The 16,969-nt window shown below is 61.0% G+C and carries 14 protein-coding genes; 11 read left to right on the top strand and 3 right to left on the bottom strand.

Annotated elements, in window-relative coordinates:
• Positions 1-36 precede the first annotated feature (36 nt).
• From dnaQ to ATH90_RS12050, 3 genes are all read right to left on the bottom strand, one after another.
• A complete protein-coding gene (dnaQ, locus tag ATH90_RS12060) occupies positions 37-777 on the bottom strand; it encodes a DNA polymerase III subunit epsilon (RefSeq protein ID WP_170041156.1) in 741 nt (246 codons plus the stop codon).
• An 82-nt stretch (positions 778-859) separates the two neighbouring features.
• Positions 860-1,312 carry a ribonuclease HI gene (gene rnhA / locus ATH90_RS12055; RefSeq protein ID WP_003173571.1) on the bottom strand — a complete coding sequence of 151 codons (453 nt, stop codon included), beginning with the start codon at positions 1,310-1,312 and terminating at the stop codon, positions 860-862.
• Positions 1,313-1,342: 30 nt separating this feature from the next.
• Positions 1,343-2,101, bottom strand: coding sequence for a class I SAM-dependent methyltransferase (locus ATH90_RS12050; RefSeq protein ID WP_034104534.1), 759 nt, complete (start codon positions 2,099-2,101; stop codon positions 1,343-1,345).
• A 65-nt stretch (positions 2,102-2,166) separates the two neighbouring features.
• On the opposite strand from ATH90_RS12050, the gene gloB reads away from it, so the two are divergent.
• From gloB to ATH90_RS11990, 11 genes are all read left to right on the top strand, one after another.
• Positions 2,167-2,934, top strand: a complete 768-nt coding sequence (gene gloB / locus ATH90_RS12045) for a hydroxyacylglutathione hydrolase (protein WP_098466353.1) — start codon at positions 2,167-2,169, stop codon at positions 2,932-2,934.
• Positions 2,935-3,032: 98 nt separating this feature from the next.
• On the top strand, positions 3,033-4,448 hold the full coding sequence (locus ATH90_RS12040; RefSeq protein WP_034104530.1) for a lytic transglycosylase domain-containing protein: 1,416 nt from the start codon (positions 3,033-3,035) through the stop codon (positions 4,446-4,448).
• Between the two features lie 235 nt (positions 4,449-4,683).
• The gene (locus ATH90_RS12030) at positions 4,684-6,513 is read left to right on the top strand and encodes an extracellular solute-binding protein (protein ID WP_034104528.1); all 1,830 of its coding nucleotides are present in this window, start codon (positions 4,684-4,686) and stop codon (positions 6,511-6,513) included.
• Positions 6,510-8,348 (top strand): extracellular solute-binding protein, encoded by a 1,839-nt coding sequence (locus ATH90_RS12025; RefSeq protein ID WP_034104526.1) that lies wholly within the window; start codon positions 6,510-6,512, stop codon positions 8,346-8,348. The genes ATH90_RS12030 and ATH90_RS12025 overlap by 4 nt, the downstream gene beginning before the upstream one ends.
• Complete coding sequence (locus ATH90_RS12020) at positions 8,349-9,425, top strand: microcin C ABC transporter permease YejB (RefSeq protein ID WP_034104524.1); 1,077 nt, start codon at positions 8,349-8,351, stop codon at positions 9,423-9,425.
• 1 nt (position 9,426) lies between these two features.
• Positions 9,427-10,446, top strand: coding sequence for an ABC transporter permease (locus ATH90_RS12015; protein ID WP_098466352.1), 1,020 nt, complete (start codon positions 9,427-9,429; stop codon positions 10,444-10,446).
• A 1-nt stretch (position 10,447) separates the two neighbouring features.
• Positions 10,448-12,058: an ABC transporter ATP-binding protein gene (locus ATH90_RS12010; RefSeq protein WP_034104521.1), complete on the top strand. Its 1,611-nt coding sequence runs from the start codon at positions 10,448-10,450 to the stop codon at positions 12,056-12,058.
• Positions 12,059-12,610: 552 nt separating this feature from the next.
• Positions 12,611-12,892: a peptidylprolyl isomerase gene (locus tag ATH90_RS12005; protein ID WP_003174386.1), complete on the top strand. Its 282-nt coding sequence runs from the start codon at positions 12,611-12,613 to the stop codon at positions 12,890-12,892.
• A gap of 130 nt (positions 12,893-13,022) precedes the next feature.
• On the top strand, positions 13,023-14,882 hold the full coding sequence (locus ATH90_RS12000) for an extracellular solute-binding protein (RefSeq protein WP_034104520.1): 1,860 nt from the start codon (positions 13,023-13,025) through the stop codon (positions 14,880-14,882).
• A complete protein-coding gene (locus ATH90_RS11995) occupies positions 14,882-15,943 on the top strand; it encodes a microcin C ABC transporter permease YejB (protein ID WP_034104519.1) in 1,062 nt (353 codons plus the stop codon). The genes ATH90_RS12000 and ATH90_RS11995 overlap by 1 nt, the downstream gene beginning before the upstream one ends.
• Complete coding sequence (locus tag ATH90_RS11990) at positions 15,943-16,965, top strand: ABC transporter permease (RefSeq protein WP_034104518.1); 1,023 nt, start codon at positions 15,943-15,945, stop codon at positions 16,963-16,965. The genes ATH90_RS11995 and ATH90_RS11990 overlap by 1 nt, the downstream gene beginning before the upstream one ends.
• Positions 16,966-16,969 lie beyond the last annotated feature (4 nt).

Below are 16,969 nucleotides of genomic sequence, written 5' to 3'. Positions count from 1 at the left end.
TAGCGGCTCCCACAGGTGGAGGATGTGCAACCAGGGTTATTGTTGGGTCAGTTGGGTCCACAACGCTGGCGCACCCGCCGACTTGGCAATCGCCTCCAGCCGCGCCACATGCTCGGCCAGGTCCTGCTCACTGGCGCGAATGATGGTCGTGGGCTTGCGATCAACCGGCAGGCGGCGGATTTCCGAAGGACGGTTACCCGAGCCTTCCGCCGAGCCACTGCCATCGGAGGCATTACCGGCCAGGGACAGGCTGGTCTGCCCGCCGGTCATGGTCAGGTAGACGTCGGCGAGAATCTCGGAGTCGAGCAAGGCGCCGTGGAGTTCACGGCCGGAGTTGTCGACGCCATAGCGCTTGCACAAGGCATCGAGGCTGTTGCGCTGGCCCGGGTGACGCTCACGGGCCATCATCAAGGTATCGAGGATGGTGCAGTGCTGCGAAATGTCTGCGCGATCAGTCTGCCCCATCAGGGCGAATTCGTTATTGATGAAGCCGACGTCGAACGCCGCGTTATGGATGATCAGCTGCGCGCCATTGATGAACTCGAAGAACTCATCGGCCACTTCGGCAAAACGCGGCTTGCCCTTGAGGAATTCGTCAGTGATACCGTGGACGCCGATCGCGCCTTCATCACTGTCGCGGTCCGGTTGCAGGTAGACGTGGAAGTGGCGACCAGTGAGGCGACGACCCATCAATTCGACACAGCCGATTTCAATGATCCGGTGGCCGTCGGTCACCGGCATGCCGGTGGTTTCGGTATCGAGTACAACAGATCGGATGGCCATCAGGGTTCAGCTCTCAACGGTGTGGTATGCAGTGTGGTGTGAATCAAGGCGCGCGATGTTAACACGTGAGTCGCGATCAGCTCTGCTTGTAGCCACGCACTTCGTCTACGCCTCGGTTGGCCAGCTGATCGGCGCGCTCGTTGCCGGGGTGGCCGATGTGCCCGCGCACCCATTTCCAGGTAATGTCGTGGCGGTTGCATTGCTCATCGAGCAGTTGCCACAGGTCGGCATTTTTCACCGGTTCCTTGGCCGCCGTCTTCCAACCGCGCTTCTTCCAGTTGACCATCCACTCGTTGATGCCTTTCATCACGTATTGCGAATCGGTCACCAGCAGCACGTTGCAACGGCGCTTGAGTTCTTCCAGGCCGCGAATGGCGCCCATCAGCTCCATGCGGTTGTTAGTGGTGTTGGCTTCACCGCCCCACAACTCTTTCTCCACGCCCTTGCACACCAGCAACGCGCCCCAGCCGCCAGGGCCCGGGTTGCCCTTGCAGGCGCCATCGGTGAAGAGTTCTACGCTATCGGTCATCGGTTACTCGGTATTCATGCTAGAAAAGGGTTACGCATCGCTTTGCTTGCGGTTGACCTTGGCCATCGGGATCGGCACCAGCTTGCCCATCGGCTCGCGACGCACCTGCTGCACCGGCCGCAGCCCAACCACGATCTTGCGCGCCACCAGCAGATAGAAGCCGCCACCCGACAACTGCCAGGCACCTGCGCGGCGCTCCCAACCGGCCAGGCGGCCTTGCCACTTGGTCGACGCAAGCGGCGGACGATAGCACCCGAAGCGGCGTTTCTCCAGCGCGAAGCCCAACAGGTTCAGCCAGTCGCCCACCCGTTGCGGCGAGATACAGCGCGCCTGGCGCAGGCCGTCGTGGGCGAACGCATGGCGCAAGCCCCAACTGCTCCAGGGGTTGATCCCCACAATCAACAAATGGCCACCGGGTCGTACGCTGCTCGCCGCTTCGCGCAGCAAGCCATGGGGCGACAGGCAGAAATCCAGGCCATGCTGCAACACCACCACGTCAGCAGCGTGCTCGCTCAACGGCCAGGCCTGTTCTTCGCAGACAATCTCCACCCCCGGCAACGGTGCCCCCAAGCGCACATTGCGCTGCACCTGGGGCGCAGAGGGCGGCGTTTCGGCCGAAGGGCCGTAATGCACCAGGTAGCCACCAAAGAACCGGCCCAGCTCGTCCTCGAGCATGCGCCGCTCTTCGTCCAGCAGAAATTGCCCGATGGGACCGGACAGCCATTCACGGGCTGCGCTGATCAGGGCCAGCCACTCAGGATCAGCCTGGGCGAACGCTTTATCAGTCATTGCATTCTCCAACTCGCCTAGACGTTCTAAGATGCACCAATGTGTTCAGCTTGGCGAATCGAAGAATGATACAGATCAGTGCCCTGCCCGCCTTCACCGATAACTACATCTGGTTGTTACAGGACCCAAGCACCCAACGCTGCGCCGTGGTCGACCCCGGCGACGCGGCACCTGTGCTGGCCTGGCTCAAGCAGAACCCTGGCTGGCGCCTCAGCGATATCCTCATCACCCACCACCACCATGATCACGTCGGCGGTGTCGAACAGCTCAAAGGCGTGACCGACGCCAAGGTCTACGGCCCGGCCGGCGAGAAGATCCCGGCACGCGACGTGGCGTTGAACGACAACGACCGCATCACGGTGCTCGGCTGGGACTTCGACATTTATACGGTGCCCGGCCACACCCTGGGCCATATTGCCTTTTATCACCAGGGCGTGCTGTTTTGCGGCGACACCCTGTTCGCCGCCGGTTGCGGTCGCCTGTTCGAAGGCACGCCGGAACAGATGTACGCCTCCCTCGAACGGTTGGCCGCCCTGCCCGCCGACACCCTGGTGTACTGCACCCACGAGTACACCCAAAGTAACCTCGCGTTCGCCCAGGCGGTGGAACCGGACAACGCCGATATCGCCGAACGGATGGAAAGCGTCCGCCAACTCCGGGCCCGTGGCGAGATCACGCTGCCTTCCAACCTGGCCTTGGAACGGCTGACCAACCCTTTTCTGCGCACCTCTGAAACATCCGTTAAACAAAAAGCGGACGAACGGAATGGCCGCGACAACCGCTCTGGGGCCGAGGTGTTTGCTAGCCTGAGGGCTTGGAAAGATAAGTTCTAAGCGGAAGCGATCTGATACGTATTTTCTGAATGGTTGACCGGAACCAAACGGGTTTCTAGAATCGCCCGACATTTTTGCCCGGAACTTACTTCCAGCCAATGTCGTCATCTATTCGTAAATCCAACCATTCAGACGCATTGACCCGCCTGGCTCAAGCTGTGGCGGTGGCTGTGTCCGCCACGCTGGCGGGCTGCCAATCAACCAATTTCACCGCACAATCCACCGTGCAACCCAAGCCTAACCTTAACGCCAAGATCAAGCAGAAGCCGGTCATCTGGCTTTCAGAGAAGCCCACTCCCGAAGCGCCCCAGGATGTCTGGGAACGCATGCGACGGGGCTTTCAATTACAGGAAGGCGTAGGCGTCAACCCGCGAATCGAGCAACAGCGATTGTGGTTCGCCAGCAACCCTTCCTTCCTGGAGAACGCCGGAGAACGCGGCAGCCTCTACATACACTACATCGTCGAACGCCTTGAAGAACGCAACATGCCCCTGGAGCTGGCGCTGCTGCCAGTGATAGAAAGTGCCTACAACCCGATGGCCTATTCGCGCAGCGATGCGGTCGGTTTGTGGCAGTTCATCCCCTCCACCGGGCGCTACTTCAACCTGCGCCAGACCCGCGCCTACGACGGCCGACGCGACATCACCGCCTCCACCACCGCTGCCCTCGACTACCTGACCCGCCTGCACGACATGTTCAACGGTGACTGGCTGCTGGCCCTCGCCGCCTATAACGCCGGCGAAGGCACGGTGAGCCGGGCGATCGAGCGCAACGAGAAGCTTGGCCTGCCGACCGACTACTGGAACCTGCCCCTGCCCCAGGAAACCAAGGACTACGTGCCCAAGTTCCTGGCGCTGTCCCAGGTGGTGCTGGCGCCCGAGGCCTATGGCGTCAACCTGAACCCGATTGCCAACACGCCGTACTTCGAAGTGGTTGAAGTCAAGCAAAGCATGGACCTGTCGCGGGTCGCCGCGCTGGCCGAGATCGACGAAGACGAGCTGTTCCAGCTCAACCCGGCGCTGAAACAACGCACCACCCTGGACGGTCCCCAGCATTTGCTGGTGCCAAGTTCCAAGGCGCAGCTGCTCACCAGCACCCTTTCGACGATGAAGCCGGAAGAGTTACTGGCGATGCGCCCCAAAAAGCAGGTGTTCGACGAAGTCGAGACCGCGCGCGTTGCCGGGCGTACCCGCAGTTATAAAGTGCGCAGTGGCGACAACCTGACGCTGATCGCCAAGGCCAACAAGGTCGACGTGCATGACCTGCAGCGCTGGAACAAGCTCAACGGCCAGGCCCTCAAGGTCGGCCAGACCCTGGTGATGCAGGACACGCGCAAGCTCGTGGCCAAGGCTGACAGCAAGAAGCCGGTGCAATACAAGGTCAAGAAAGGCGACTCGCTGTACATCGTCGCCAAGCGCTTCAATGTCGAGATGCAACATCTCAAGCGCTGGAACCCCCGTACTGGCCAGGCGCTCAAGCCTGGGCAGATGCTGGTGGTTTCCGGGCCACGATAAGCCGGGTAAACGCGAGCCTGCGTGGCAGCTGGCTTGCCTGCGATGCAAACGCCTCGGTGTATCAGTGATACCGAGCCGATGCTATTGCAGGCAAGCCAGCGCCCCCATTTGATCGCCACCCCCTCCAATACCGCACCAGCCCTCGGCAGGGCCTTCCCAACGGCCTTTTTCCAACCGGAACAAGCTGTTACTGTACCGATCATAAAGCCCAAGCTGCCTGGATCGGATCCCTGACTTGAAGCATCCCCTCCTTCTACTAATAAGTCTGGCCTTGAGCTTTGCGGCGAACGCGACGATTACCGAGAGCCACGGTTATACGCAGTTCGGCAGGCTCAAGTACCCGGCCAAATTCACCCACTTCGATTGGGTAAACCCTGCAGCGCCGAAAGGCGGGACCTTGCGGGTCATGGCCTTTGGCACCTTCGATACCCTCAACCCCTACACGTTCAAGGGCTCCAGCCCGGTCTCCACCCCCAACTTCCTGCAATACGGCGTCAATGAGCTGAATGAGCCGTTGATGGTCGGCACGGGGCTCTACGCGCCCTCTGGCGATGAGCCTACCTCCAGTTATGGGCTGATCGCCCAATCGGTGGAATACAGCGAAGACCGCAGTTGGGTGGTATTCAACCTGCGCCCGGAAGCCCGTTTCCACGATGGCAAGCCGATCACCGCCTATGACGTGGCATTTTCCTATCGCACCCTGCTGACCGAAGGCCATCCGCAATACCGCACCAACCTGCAGGAAGTGGCGCGCGTGGATATCCTCAACCGTCACCGCATTCGCTTCGTGTTCAAGCGTGCCGGCAACCCGTTGCTGATCCTGCGCCTGGGCGAGCTGCCGGTGTTGCCCCAGCACTATTGGAAAAACCGCGACTTCAAGGCCACTACCTTCGAACCGCCCTTGGGCAGCGGGCCATACCGCATCACCAAGGTCAGTCCTGGTCGGCAACTGGTGTTCGAACGCGTCAAGGACTACTGGGGCAAGGACCTGCCGGTCAACCAGGGTTTCTACAACTACGACAAGGTCGAGGTGGAGTTCTACCGCGACAGCGATGTGGCCTTCGAAGCCTTCAAGGCCGGTGAATTTGATATCTATATCGAACACCAGGCCAAGAACTGGGCGAATGGCTACACCTTCCCGGCGGTGAACCGGGGTGAGGTGATCAAGGCGCAGATCGCCCACCAGATTCCTACCCAGAGCCAGGGCCTGTTCATGAACACGCGGCGGCCGACCTTCAGCCAGACCAAGGTACGCGAAGCCCTGGGGCTGATGTTCGACTTCGAATGGACCAACCGCACGCTGTTCAGCAGCGCCTACAAACGCACCTTGAGCTATTACCCCAACAGCGAATTCTCCGCGACCGGCGTTCCAACCGGCCATGAATGGCTGATGCTCTCGCCCTTTCGCGAGCAATTGCCGGCCAACCTGTTTACCCAACCTTTCAGCCTGCCCCAGACCGACGGGCGTGGCATTCCCCGCGAGACCATGCGCAATGCCCTGGCCTTGCTCGGCGAAGCGGGCTGGAAACTGTCGGGCCAACGGCTGCTCAACAAGGACGGCCAACCGCTGCGCTTCGAGATCCTGCTGGTCAACCCGAACCTAGAGCGCATCCTGCAGCCCTACGTCGAAAACCTGATCAGCATTGGCATCGACGCGCGCCTGCGTACCGTCGACCGCGCCCAGTACAAGCAGCGCCTGGATCAGTTCGACTTCGACATGATCCTGATCACCCTCAACCAGACCTTGAGCCCGGGCCTTGAGCAGTGGCAGTACTTCCACTCCAGCCAGGCCGCGATCAAAGGCAGCAAGAACTACGCAGGCATCGCCAACCCGATTGTCGACCACCTGCTCGAACAACTGCTGGCAGCCAAGACCCGCGAGGAGCAACTGGCGGCCGGCCGTGCCCTGGACCGGGTGCTGCTGTGGCAGCACTACAGCATTCCCAATTGGTACCTCAACTATCATCGCCTGGCGTACCGCAACCGGTTCGCCTTTGTCACCACGCCGCCCTACAGCCTGGGCCTGAGTGCATGGTGGCTGAAAGCTTCGGAGAAAGCCCAATGATGTATTTGCGTACTGCCCTGCTCGGCAGCCTTCTGCTGTGCACCGTGGCCCAAGCCGCCCCGCAACATGCGCTGACGCTGTACAACGAACCGCCGAAATACCCCGCCGACTTCAAGCACTTCGACTACGTCAACCCGGATGCGCCCAAGGGCGGCACATTCCGCGAGTCGGCCATGGGCGGGTTCGACAGCCTCAACCCCTACATCAGCAAGGGCGTACCGGCCGACAACCTCGGCCTGATCTACGACACCCTGGCCATGCAAAGCCTGGATGAACCCATCACCGAATACGGCCTGGTCGCCGGCAAGATCGAAAAAGCCCCGGACAACAGCTGGGTGCGCTTCTACCTGCGCCCCGAAGCGCGCTTCCATGATGGTCACCCGATCCGCGCCGAAGACGTGGTGTTTACCTTTCAGGAACTGATCAAGGAAGGCTCGCCGATCTACCGCACCTATTACGCCGACGTCGACGAAGTGGTAGCCGAAGACCCGCTGAAGGTGCTGTTCAAGTTCAAGCGCACCAATAACCGCGAACTGCCGCTGATCCTTGGGCAACTGCCGGTATTGCCCAAGCATTGGTGGGCCACCCGCGACTTCGCCAAGGGCAACCTCGAAGTACCGCTGGGCAGCGGGCCGTACAAGGTCGCCGAGGTGAAGGCCGGGCGCATGATCCGCTACGAGCGGGTCAAGGATTATTGGGCCAAGGACCTGCCGGTCGCCAAGGGCTTCTACAACTTCGACAACCGCATTACCGACTATTACCGCGACAGCACCGTGTCACTGGAAGCCTTGAAGGCCGGGCAGTTCGACTACTGGCTGGAATTCAGCGCGAAGAACTGGGCCAATGCCTACAACATTCCCGCCGTGACCGAAGGCCGCCTGATCAAGGAAGAAATCCCCAACGGCAACCCGACCGGGATGCAGGGCTTCGTGTTCAACATGCGCAAACCGATGTTCCAGGACGTGCGCGTGCGCAAGGCCATCAGCCTGTTGCTGGATTTCGAGTGGAGCAACAAGCAACTGTTCAACGGCGCCTATACCCGCACCCGCAGCTACTTCGAAAACTCGGAGATGGCCGCCACCGGCCTGCCCGGCCCGGACGAGCTGAAGATCCTCGAGCCGCTGCGCGACAAGATCCCGCCCGAAGTCTTCACCCAGGCCTTCGAACCGGCCAAGACCGACGGCAGCGGCATGATCCGCACCCAGCAACGCGAAGCCTATCAACTGCTGCAGGAAGCCGGCTGGCGCATCGTCGATGACAAGATGGTCGATACCACCGGCAAACCGGTGAAAATCGAGTTCCTGCTGGCACAGACCGAGTTCGAACGCATCCTGCTGCCGTTCAAGCGCAACCTGGCCGACCTGGGCATTGACTTGGTGATCCGCCGGGTTGACGTCTCGCAATTCGTCAACCGCATTCGCTCGCGGGACTTCGACATGCTGGTGGGCAGCTTTCCGCAGTCGACCTCACCGGGTAACGAACAACGGGAATTCTGGAAGTCCTCCAGCGCCGACAAACCAGGCAGCCGCAATTACATGGGCCTCAAGGACCCGGCCATCGACCAACTGGTGGAAGAGCTGATCGACGCCGATTCGCGCAAAAGCCTGGTAGCGCATGCCAAGGCCTTGGACCGCGTATTGCAGTTCGGCTACTACGTGATCCCGAACTGGCACATCAAGACCTTCCGCGTGGCGTACTGGGACCACCTGGGCCACCCCAAAGTCCCGCCGCGCTACGATGTCGGCACCGCCACCTGGTGGGCCAAACCCGACGCCAAACCGGCAGTCTCACTCGACACCACCCAGACCGCCGACCCGGCGAGCGGAGGCGATTAAATGCTGGCCTATATCTTTCGCCGCCTGCTGCTGATCATTCCCACGCTGTTCGGGATCCTGCTGATCAACTTCGTCATCATCCAGGCCGCCCCCGGTGGCCCGGTGGAACAGATGATCGCCAAGCTCGAAGGCTTTGAAGGGGCCACCAGCCGCATTGCCGGCGGTGGTGCCGAAGTCTCGGTCGCCGGTTCCAGCAGCTACCGCGGCGCCCAGGGCCTGGACCCGGCGCTGATCAAGGAAATCGAGAAGATGTACGGCTTCGACAAATCGGCGCCGGAACGTTTGTGGATCATGGTCAAGAACTACGCCCAACTGGATTTTGGCGACAGCTTCTTCCGTGATGCCAAAGTCATCGACCTGATCAAGGAAAAGATGCCGGTGTCCATCTCCCTCGGGTTATGGAGCACGCTGATCATGTACCTGGTGTCGATCCCCCTGGGGATCGCCAAGGCCACGCGCCACGGCAGCCATTTCGACGTGTGGACCAGTTCGGCAATCATCGTCGGCTACGCGATCCCGGCGTTCCTGTTTGCGATCCTGCTGATCGTGGTGTTTGCCGGGGGCAGTTATTTCGACTGGTTCCCTTTGCGTGGGCTCACGTCGAACAACTTCGACGAGCTGAGCTGGGGCGGCAAGATCCTCGATTACTTCTGGCACCTGGCGCTGCCAATCACCGCGCTGGTGATCGGCAACTTCGCGACCATGACCCTGCTGACCAAAAACAGCTTTCTCGACGAGATCAACAAGCAATACGTGATCACGGCCAAAGCCAAGGGCCTGACCAACCACCGCGTGCTGTACGGCCATGTGTTCCGCAACGCGATGCTGTTGGTAATCGCCGGTTTCCCCTCGGCGTTCATCGGCATCTTCTTCACCGGCTCGTTGCTGGTGGAGGTGATCTTCTCCCTCGACGGCCTGGGGCTGATGAGCTTTGAAGCGGCGATCAACCGGGACTACCCGGTGGTGTTCGGCACGCTGTTTATCTTCACCCTGCTGGGGCTGATCGTGAAACTGATCGGCGACCTCACCTACACCCTGGTCGATCCGCGTATCGACTTTGCCAGCCGGGAGCATTGAGATGAACCTGTCCCCCCTCAATCGCCGCCGGTTCGAGCGGTTCAAGGCCAACAAGCGCGGCTGGTGGTCGCTGTGGCTGTTCCTGATCCTGTTCGTGCTGAGCCTGGGCGCCGAGCTGATCGCCAACGACAAGCCACTGGCCGTGCACTACGACGGTGGCTGGTACTTCCCGGCGCTCAAGCGCTACCCGGAGACCACCTTTGGCGGTGAATTCCCGCTGGAGGCCAACTACAAGAGCCCGTATATCCAGGAACTGCTCAAGGCCAAGGATGCCTGGACCTTGTGGGCGCCGATCCCGTTCAGCTACCAAAGCATCAACTATGACCTCAAGGTGCCCGCCCCCGCGCCGCCCTCTTCAATTAATTTGCTGGGTACCGATGACCAGGGCCGCGATGTGCTGGCGCGGGTGATCTACGGGTTTCGCGTGTCGGTGCTGTTTGCCCTCACCCTTACCGTGCTCAGCTCGATCATCGGCGTGATCGCCGGGGCCTTGCAGGGGTTCTACGGCGGCTGGGTCGACCTGGCCGGGCAGCGCTTCCTGGAGATCTGGTCCGGCTTGCCGGTGTTGTACCTGTTGATCATCCTCGCCAGCTTCGTGCAGCCCAACTTCTGGTGGTTGCTGGGGATCATGCTGCTGTTTTCCTGGATGAGCCTGGTGGACGTGGTGCGTGCCGAGTTCCTGCGCGGGCGCAACCTGGAATACGTACGCGCCGCCCGGGCATTGGGCATGCAGAACGGCGCGATCATGTTCCGGCATATCCTGCCCAATGCGATGGTCTCGACCATGACCTTCATGCCGTTCATTCTCACCGGCGCCATCGGCACGCTCACCGCCCTGGACTTCCTCGGCTTTGGCCTGCCGGCCGGTTCGCCGTCGCTGGGGGAATTGGTGGCCCAAGGCAAATCCAACCTGCAAGCCCCGTGGCTGGGCATGAGTGCCTTTGCCGTGCTGGCGATCATGTTGAGTTTACTGGTGTTTATCGGCGAGTCCGCTCGCGATGCCTTCGACCCGAGGAAATGAGATGAATCAGGACAATCTGATCGAAGTCCGCGACCTCTCCGTCGAGTTCGTCACGGGCGACCATCACCATCGCGTGGTGAACAACGTCAGCTTCGATATCAAGCGCGGCGAAACCCTGGCCCTGGTCGGTGAAAGCGGCTCCGGCAAATCGGTGACCGCCCACTCGATCCTGCGCCTGCTGCCCTACCCCCTGGCGCGACACCCCTCCGGCACCATCAACTATGCCGGGCAGGACCTGCTGACGCTGAAAGAAAAAACCCTGCGCCACATTCGCGGCAACCGCATTGCGATGATCTTCCAGGAGCCGATGACCTCGCTCAACCCGCTGCACAACATCGAGAAGCAGATCAACGAAGTGCTGGGCCTGCACAAGGGGCTCACCGGCAAGGTGGCCACCCAGCGCACCCTGGAGTTGCTCGAACTGGTGGGCATTCCCGAGCCGCACAAGCGCCTCAAGGCCTTGCCCCATGAACTGTCCGGCGGCCAGCGCCAGCGAGTGATGATTGCCATGGCATTGGCCAATGAGCCGGAATTGCTGATCGCCGATGAGCCCACCACGGCGCTCGATGTGACGGTGCAGTTGAAGATCCTGGAATTGCTCAAGGAACTGCAGGCGCGCCTGGGCATGGCACTGCTGCTGATCAGCCACGACTTGAACCTGGTGCGACGCATCGCCCACCGCGTGTGTGTGATGCAAAAGGGTTGCATTGTCGAGCAAGCCGATTGCGAGACGCTGTTCCAGTCGCCCCAGCATCCGTACACCCAGGAACTGTTGGCGGCGGAGCCCAGCGGCGGCCCGGCAACCAACGTGATCGGCCCGCCGTTGCTGGAAGTCGATGACCTGAAAGTGTGGTTCCCGATCAAGAAGGGCTTTTTGCGCAACACTGTCGATTACGTCAAGGCAGTGGACGGCATCAACTTCAGCCTGCCCCAGGGACAAACCCTGGGCATCGTCGGCGAAAGTGGCTCGGGCAAATCCACCTTGGGCCTGGCGATTTTGCGACTGATCGCCAGCAAGGGCGGGATTCGGTTTGAAGGCCAGCAACTGGATCGTCTCACCCAGCAGCAGGTACGCCCGTTGCGTCGGGAAATGCAGGTGGTGTTCCAGGATCCGTTCGGCAGCTTGAGCCCGCGGATGTGTGTCAGCGAGATCGTCGGTGAAGGGTTGCGTATCCACAAGATGGGCACGCCGGCCGAGCAAGAAGCGGCGATTATTGCGGCGCTCAAGGAAGTGGGGTTGGATCCGGAATCGCGGCACCGCTACCCGCATGAGTTTTCGGGTGGCCAGCGCCAGCGCATTGCCATTGCCCGGGCGCTGGTGCTTAAACCGCGCCTGATTTTGCTGGATGAGCCGACGTCCGCGCTGGATCGCACGGTGCAGCGGCAGGTGGTGGAGTTGTTGCGCAGTTTGCAGGCCAAGTACAACTTGACCTATCTGTTTATCAGCCATGACTTGGCGGTGGTCAAGGCGTTGAGCCATCAGTTGATGGTGGTGAAGCATGGACAGGTGGTGGAACAGGGGGATGCGGCGGGGATATTTGCTGCGCCACAGCATGGGTATACGCGACAGTTGCTGGAAGCGGCGTTTTTGGTGCCTGTTGTTGGCGGTTGACTGGGCACCTATTCGTTTCTGCGGTAACGGCGGGTCACTTTGGAAAAAGCCGGAATGCCGGCTCAGTCCAAAATAACCCAAGGGCTCTTGCCCCAACACTCGGCACCTCGCTTAGGCTCGATGTGCCTGAACGCAGGCTTGAATCCGTGGGCCGCAGATTGCTTTTCTGTGGGAGCTGGCTTGCCTGCGATGCAAACACCGCGGTACATCAGGCACACCCGGTGGATGCCATCGCAGGCAAGCCAGCTCCCACCTTTGACCGAGGTCGACGCTGAGTCACCGGTCGGTTCTAAGGCCGCCGCGCTTGTGATCTTGATCTTAGGCGCCCTGTTAAACACGCTGGCTGGAATTCGACAGGGGTTTGGGGCAAGAACCCTCTTGGTGACTTTTGGCTGGGCCGGCATTCCGGCTTTTTCCAAAGTGACCCGCCGTTACCGCAGAAACGGATATGCCCCCAATCAACCTACCAGCCATCCCGCCCACGGAACTTTGCCAGGAAATAACCGCCTGAATCCGGTACGCTCACCCTTTTTACTCAAGGAGTTACATACCATGGCCAAAGCCACCGCCCGTCATATCCTCGTGTCCACCGAAGACAAGTGCAACGAACTCAAAGCCCAAATCGAAGGCGGCGCTGATTTCGCAGAAGTCGCCAAAGCCAACTCCAGCTGCCCATCCAGCCGCCAAGGTGGTGACCTGGGTTCGTTCGGTCCAGGCCAGATGGTCAAGGAATTCGACACCGTCGTATTCAGCGCCCCGGTCAACACCGTGCAAGGCCCGGTAAAAACCCAGTTCGGCTACCACCTGCTGGAAGTCACCAGCCGCCAAGACTGATCCAGTCTGTGCTGATGCTATAAACAACGGCCCGCCTTTTGGTGGGCCGTTGTGCATGCGATGACTGGCGACGCTGATGCCGTTAGCGTACAAATCCCTTTTCTTCTCCATACGGCGTTCAAGGCTGACAATGCGATTGGCTTTTTCCTACATGCTGAGCTCGACCCTGGCCCTACTGCTGGCCAGCTCCGCCGTGATCGCGGCGCCCCAACCGTACCTGACGGTGTACGGCGAACCGGCCAAGTACCCCGCCGGCTTTACCCATTTCGACTACGCCAACCCCAATGCCCCAAAGGGCGGCAGCCTGCGCCGCTCGGCCATCGAGATCGGGCGCTTTGACCATGTGTTGCCCTATATCGACAAAGGCATCGGCGTTTCCCAGGTCGACGGCTGGCTCTATGCGCCCCTGGCCCAGCGTTCCCTGGACGAGCCCTACACGGTCTACGGCCTGGTCGCCGAGAAGATGGAACGCGCCGACGATGGCCTGTCGTTGCGGTTCTTCCTCAACCCCAAGGCACGCTTCGCCGATGGCAAGCCGATCACCGCCGAAGACGTGCGCTATAGCTTCGACCTGTTGATGACCCAAGGCAGCCTGCGCTTTCGCACCCTGTTCGCCGACGTCAAGCACGTCGAAGTCGAAAGCGAGCGCCAGGTGCGCTTCGACTTCTCCAGCAATGAAAACCGCACGCTGCCCCTGGATATTGCCACCCTGCCGGTGTTCCCCGAGCATTGGTGGAAAACCCGCGACTTCGCCAACGGCGGCGGGTATGAAGCGCCACTGGGCAGCGGCCCGTACAAGGTCAGTAAGATCGACTCCGGCAGCACCATCACCTTTACCCGCGACCCGAACTGGTGGGGCAAGGACTTGCCGGTCAGCCGTGGCCTGTACAACTTCGATCACCTGAGCCTGGAATACTTCGGCGACACCGAAGTGGCCCGCCAGGTATTGCGCGGCGGCGCCTACGATTTCAACCGCGAATTTTCCGCCACTGGGTATTCCATCGGCTACAACGGCCCCGCCCTGGATGACGGTCGCTTGCAACGCGCACACTTGGCCAAGGAGATGCCGCAACCGGCACAAGGCTATGTATTCAACGTGCAAAAACCGATGTTCAAGGATCGCCGCGTGCGTCAGGCCCTGGCGATGCTGTGGGACTTCGAATGGGCCAACCGGCAGATGATGCGAAACATGTACATCCGTCAGCAGAGCTTCTTCTCCAACAGCCCGCTGGCCGCCAGCCAGCCGCCGACCCAGGAGGAACTCGCGATTCTTGAACCGTTGCGCGGCCAAGTGCCGGACGAGGTATTCACCCAGGTGTTCAAGGCGCCGGTCACCGACGGCAGCGGCATGATCCGCGACAAGCAGTTGCAAGCCCTGGCATTGCTGGAGGAAGCCGGCTGGAAACCCGAGGGTGACAAGCTGGTGAATGCCGAAGGCGAGCCGCTGGAATTTACGTTCCTCAATGCCCAGAGCGGCATGGAGCGCCTGTTGCTGCCTTACAAGCGCAACCTGGCGCAGATAGGCATCACCCTGAATATTCGCCGTATCGACTCCTCGCAGTATGTGAACCGCGTGATGGCGCGCGACTACGACATGATCGTCACCGGCTTCCCGGTCACCACGTCACCCGGCATGGAGCTGTACAACTACTTCGGCTCAGCCGCTGCCTTTGATCCCGGCGCCAACAACTACATGGTGCTCAAGGACCCGGCCGTCGACAGCCTGATCAAGGGGCTGGTCAAGGCCGACACCCAGGCGCAGATGCTCACCTACGCCCACGCGCTGGACCGGGTGCTGCAATGGAATTACCTCTGGATCCCCAATTACTACCCGCCCGGCACCTCGGCCGCGTGGTGGAACCGCTTCGGCCGCCCGGCCATCGAGGCCAAAAACGACGAAGCCCTGGAAACCTGGTGGGAAATCAGCCCCACGCCCCTGACGAACGAGCAAATGAACGCTGAGCTGAAAAAACGCGGAGGTGCGCGCTGATGTTTGCCTATATCGTGCGGCGCCTGCTGCTGATCATCCCGACGCTGGTGATCATCTTGCTGGTGAATTTCGTGATCGTGCAGGCCGCCCCCGGCGGCCCGGTGGAACAAGCCATCGCCCACCTGCAAGGGATTGGCGGCGGTGGCGTTGGCGGCTCATCCGGCGAGGGCATCAGCGGCGGTTCCCGCGCCAGCCGTGGCCTGGACCCGAAGCTGATTGCCGACATCGAAAAGCAGTACGGCTTCGACAAGCCCGCGCCGGAACGCCTGTGGCTGATGCTCAAGAGTTACGCCCAGCTGGACTTCGGCAACAGCTTCTTTCGTGGCAAGACGGTGATCGACCTGATCCTCGAAAAAATGCCGGTGACCATTTCCCTCGGCCTGTGGGCCACGCTGATCACCTACCTGGTGTCGATCCCCTTGGGGATTCGCAAGGCGGTGCGCCATGGCAGCAGCTTCGACGTATGGAGCAGCACCGCGATCGTCATCGGCTATGCCATGCCGGCGTTCCTGTTCGCGATGTTCCTGATCGTGGTCTTTGCCGGCGGCACGTCACTGAACTGGTTCCCGGTACGCGGGCTGGTGTCGGAGAACTTCGACGAGTTGAGCACCGTGGGCAAGATCGCCGACTATTTCTGGCACTTGGTACTGCCGGTCACCTCGCTGGTCATCGGCGGCTTTGCCACGCTGACCATCCTGACCAAGAACTCGTTCCTCAATGAAATCACGCGCCAGTACGTGGTGACCGCGCGCGCCAAGGGTTTGAGCGAACGACGCGTGCTGTACGGGCATGTGTTCCGCAATGCCATGTTGCTGGTGATCTCGGGCATTCCCCAGGCGTTCATCGCCGTATTCTTTGCCGGCTCCCTGCTGATCGAGGTGATCTTCTCCCTCGATGGCCTGGGCCGCATGAGCTACGAAGCAGCGGTGTCCCGCGATTATCCGGTGGTGTTCGGCTCGCTGTTTATCTTCACGCTGTTCGGCCTCCTGATAAAACTCATCGGTGACCTCTGCTACACCCTGGTGGACCCGCGTATCGACTTTGCCGCGAGGAACGCCTGATGCTTAACCTGTCTCCCGTGGCGCGTCGGCGTTTTGAGCGGTTCAAGAAGAATCGTCGTGGCTGGTGGTCGCTGTGGCTGTTTATCGGCCTGTTTATCCTGACCCTCGGCGGCGAGTTGATCGCCAATGACAAGCCCTTGGTGCTGAGCTTCAAGAACGAACTGTATTTCCCGGTGTTCAAGCGTTACACCGAGCAACAGTTCGGCGGCCAGTTGCCGTTCCAGGCCGACTACCGCAGTGACTACGTGCAAAAGCTGATCAAGCAGGACGGCGGCTGGATGCTGTTCCCGCCGATCCCGTTCAGCGACGACACGCCCAACTACGAACTGACCCGCCCTGCCCCCAGCCCGCCCTCGGCGGTCAACTGGCTGGGCACCGATGACCAATCGCGCGATGTGCTGGCGCGGGTGATCTTTGGCGCACGGGTGTCGATCCTGTTTGCCCTGGCACTGACGGCAATCAGCGCCGCCATCGGCATTGCCGCGGGTGCGTTGCAGGGCTATTACGGTGGCTGGGTGGACTTGATTGGCCAGCGCGTGCTTGAAGTGTGGTCCGGTCTGCCGGTGCTGTACCTGCTGATCATCCTGTCGGGCTTCGTGGAGCCGAATTTCTGGTGGTTGCTGGGGATCATGGCGCTGTTTTCCTGGCTGGCCCTGGTGGACGTGGTGCGCGCCGAGTTCCTGCGCGGGCGCAACCTGGAATACGTCAAGGCCGCACGGGCATTGGGCCTGGGCGACGGCAAGATCATTCGCCGGCATATCCTGCCCAACGCCATGACCGCCACCTTGAGCTACCTGCCGTTTATCCTGACCGGGGCGATTTCTACGCTAAGCGCCCTGGATTTCCTCGGCTTTGGCATGCCCGCAGGCAGCGCCTCGCTGGGTGAACTGATCGCCCAGGGCAAGCAGAACCTGCAAGCGCCATGGCTGGGCCTGACGGCGTTCTTCACACTGGCGCTGATCCTGTCGCTGCTGGTCTTTATCGGCGAGGCATTACGTGATGCCTTCGACCCACGCTCATGAGTGA

The organism is Pseudomonas lurida (assembly GCF_002563895.1).
Lineage (GTDB): Bacteria > Pseudomonadota > Gammaproteobacteria > Pseudomonadales > Pseudomonadaceae > Aquipseudomonas > Aquipseudomonas lurida.
This window is presented reverse-complemented; position numbering and strand designations above follow the sequence as displayed.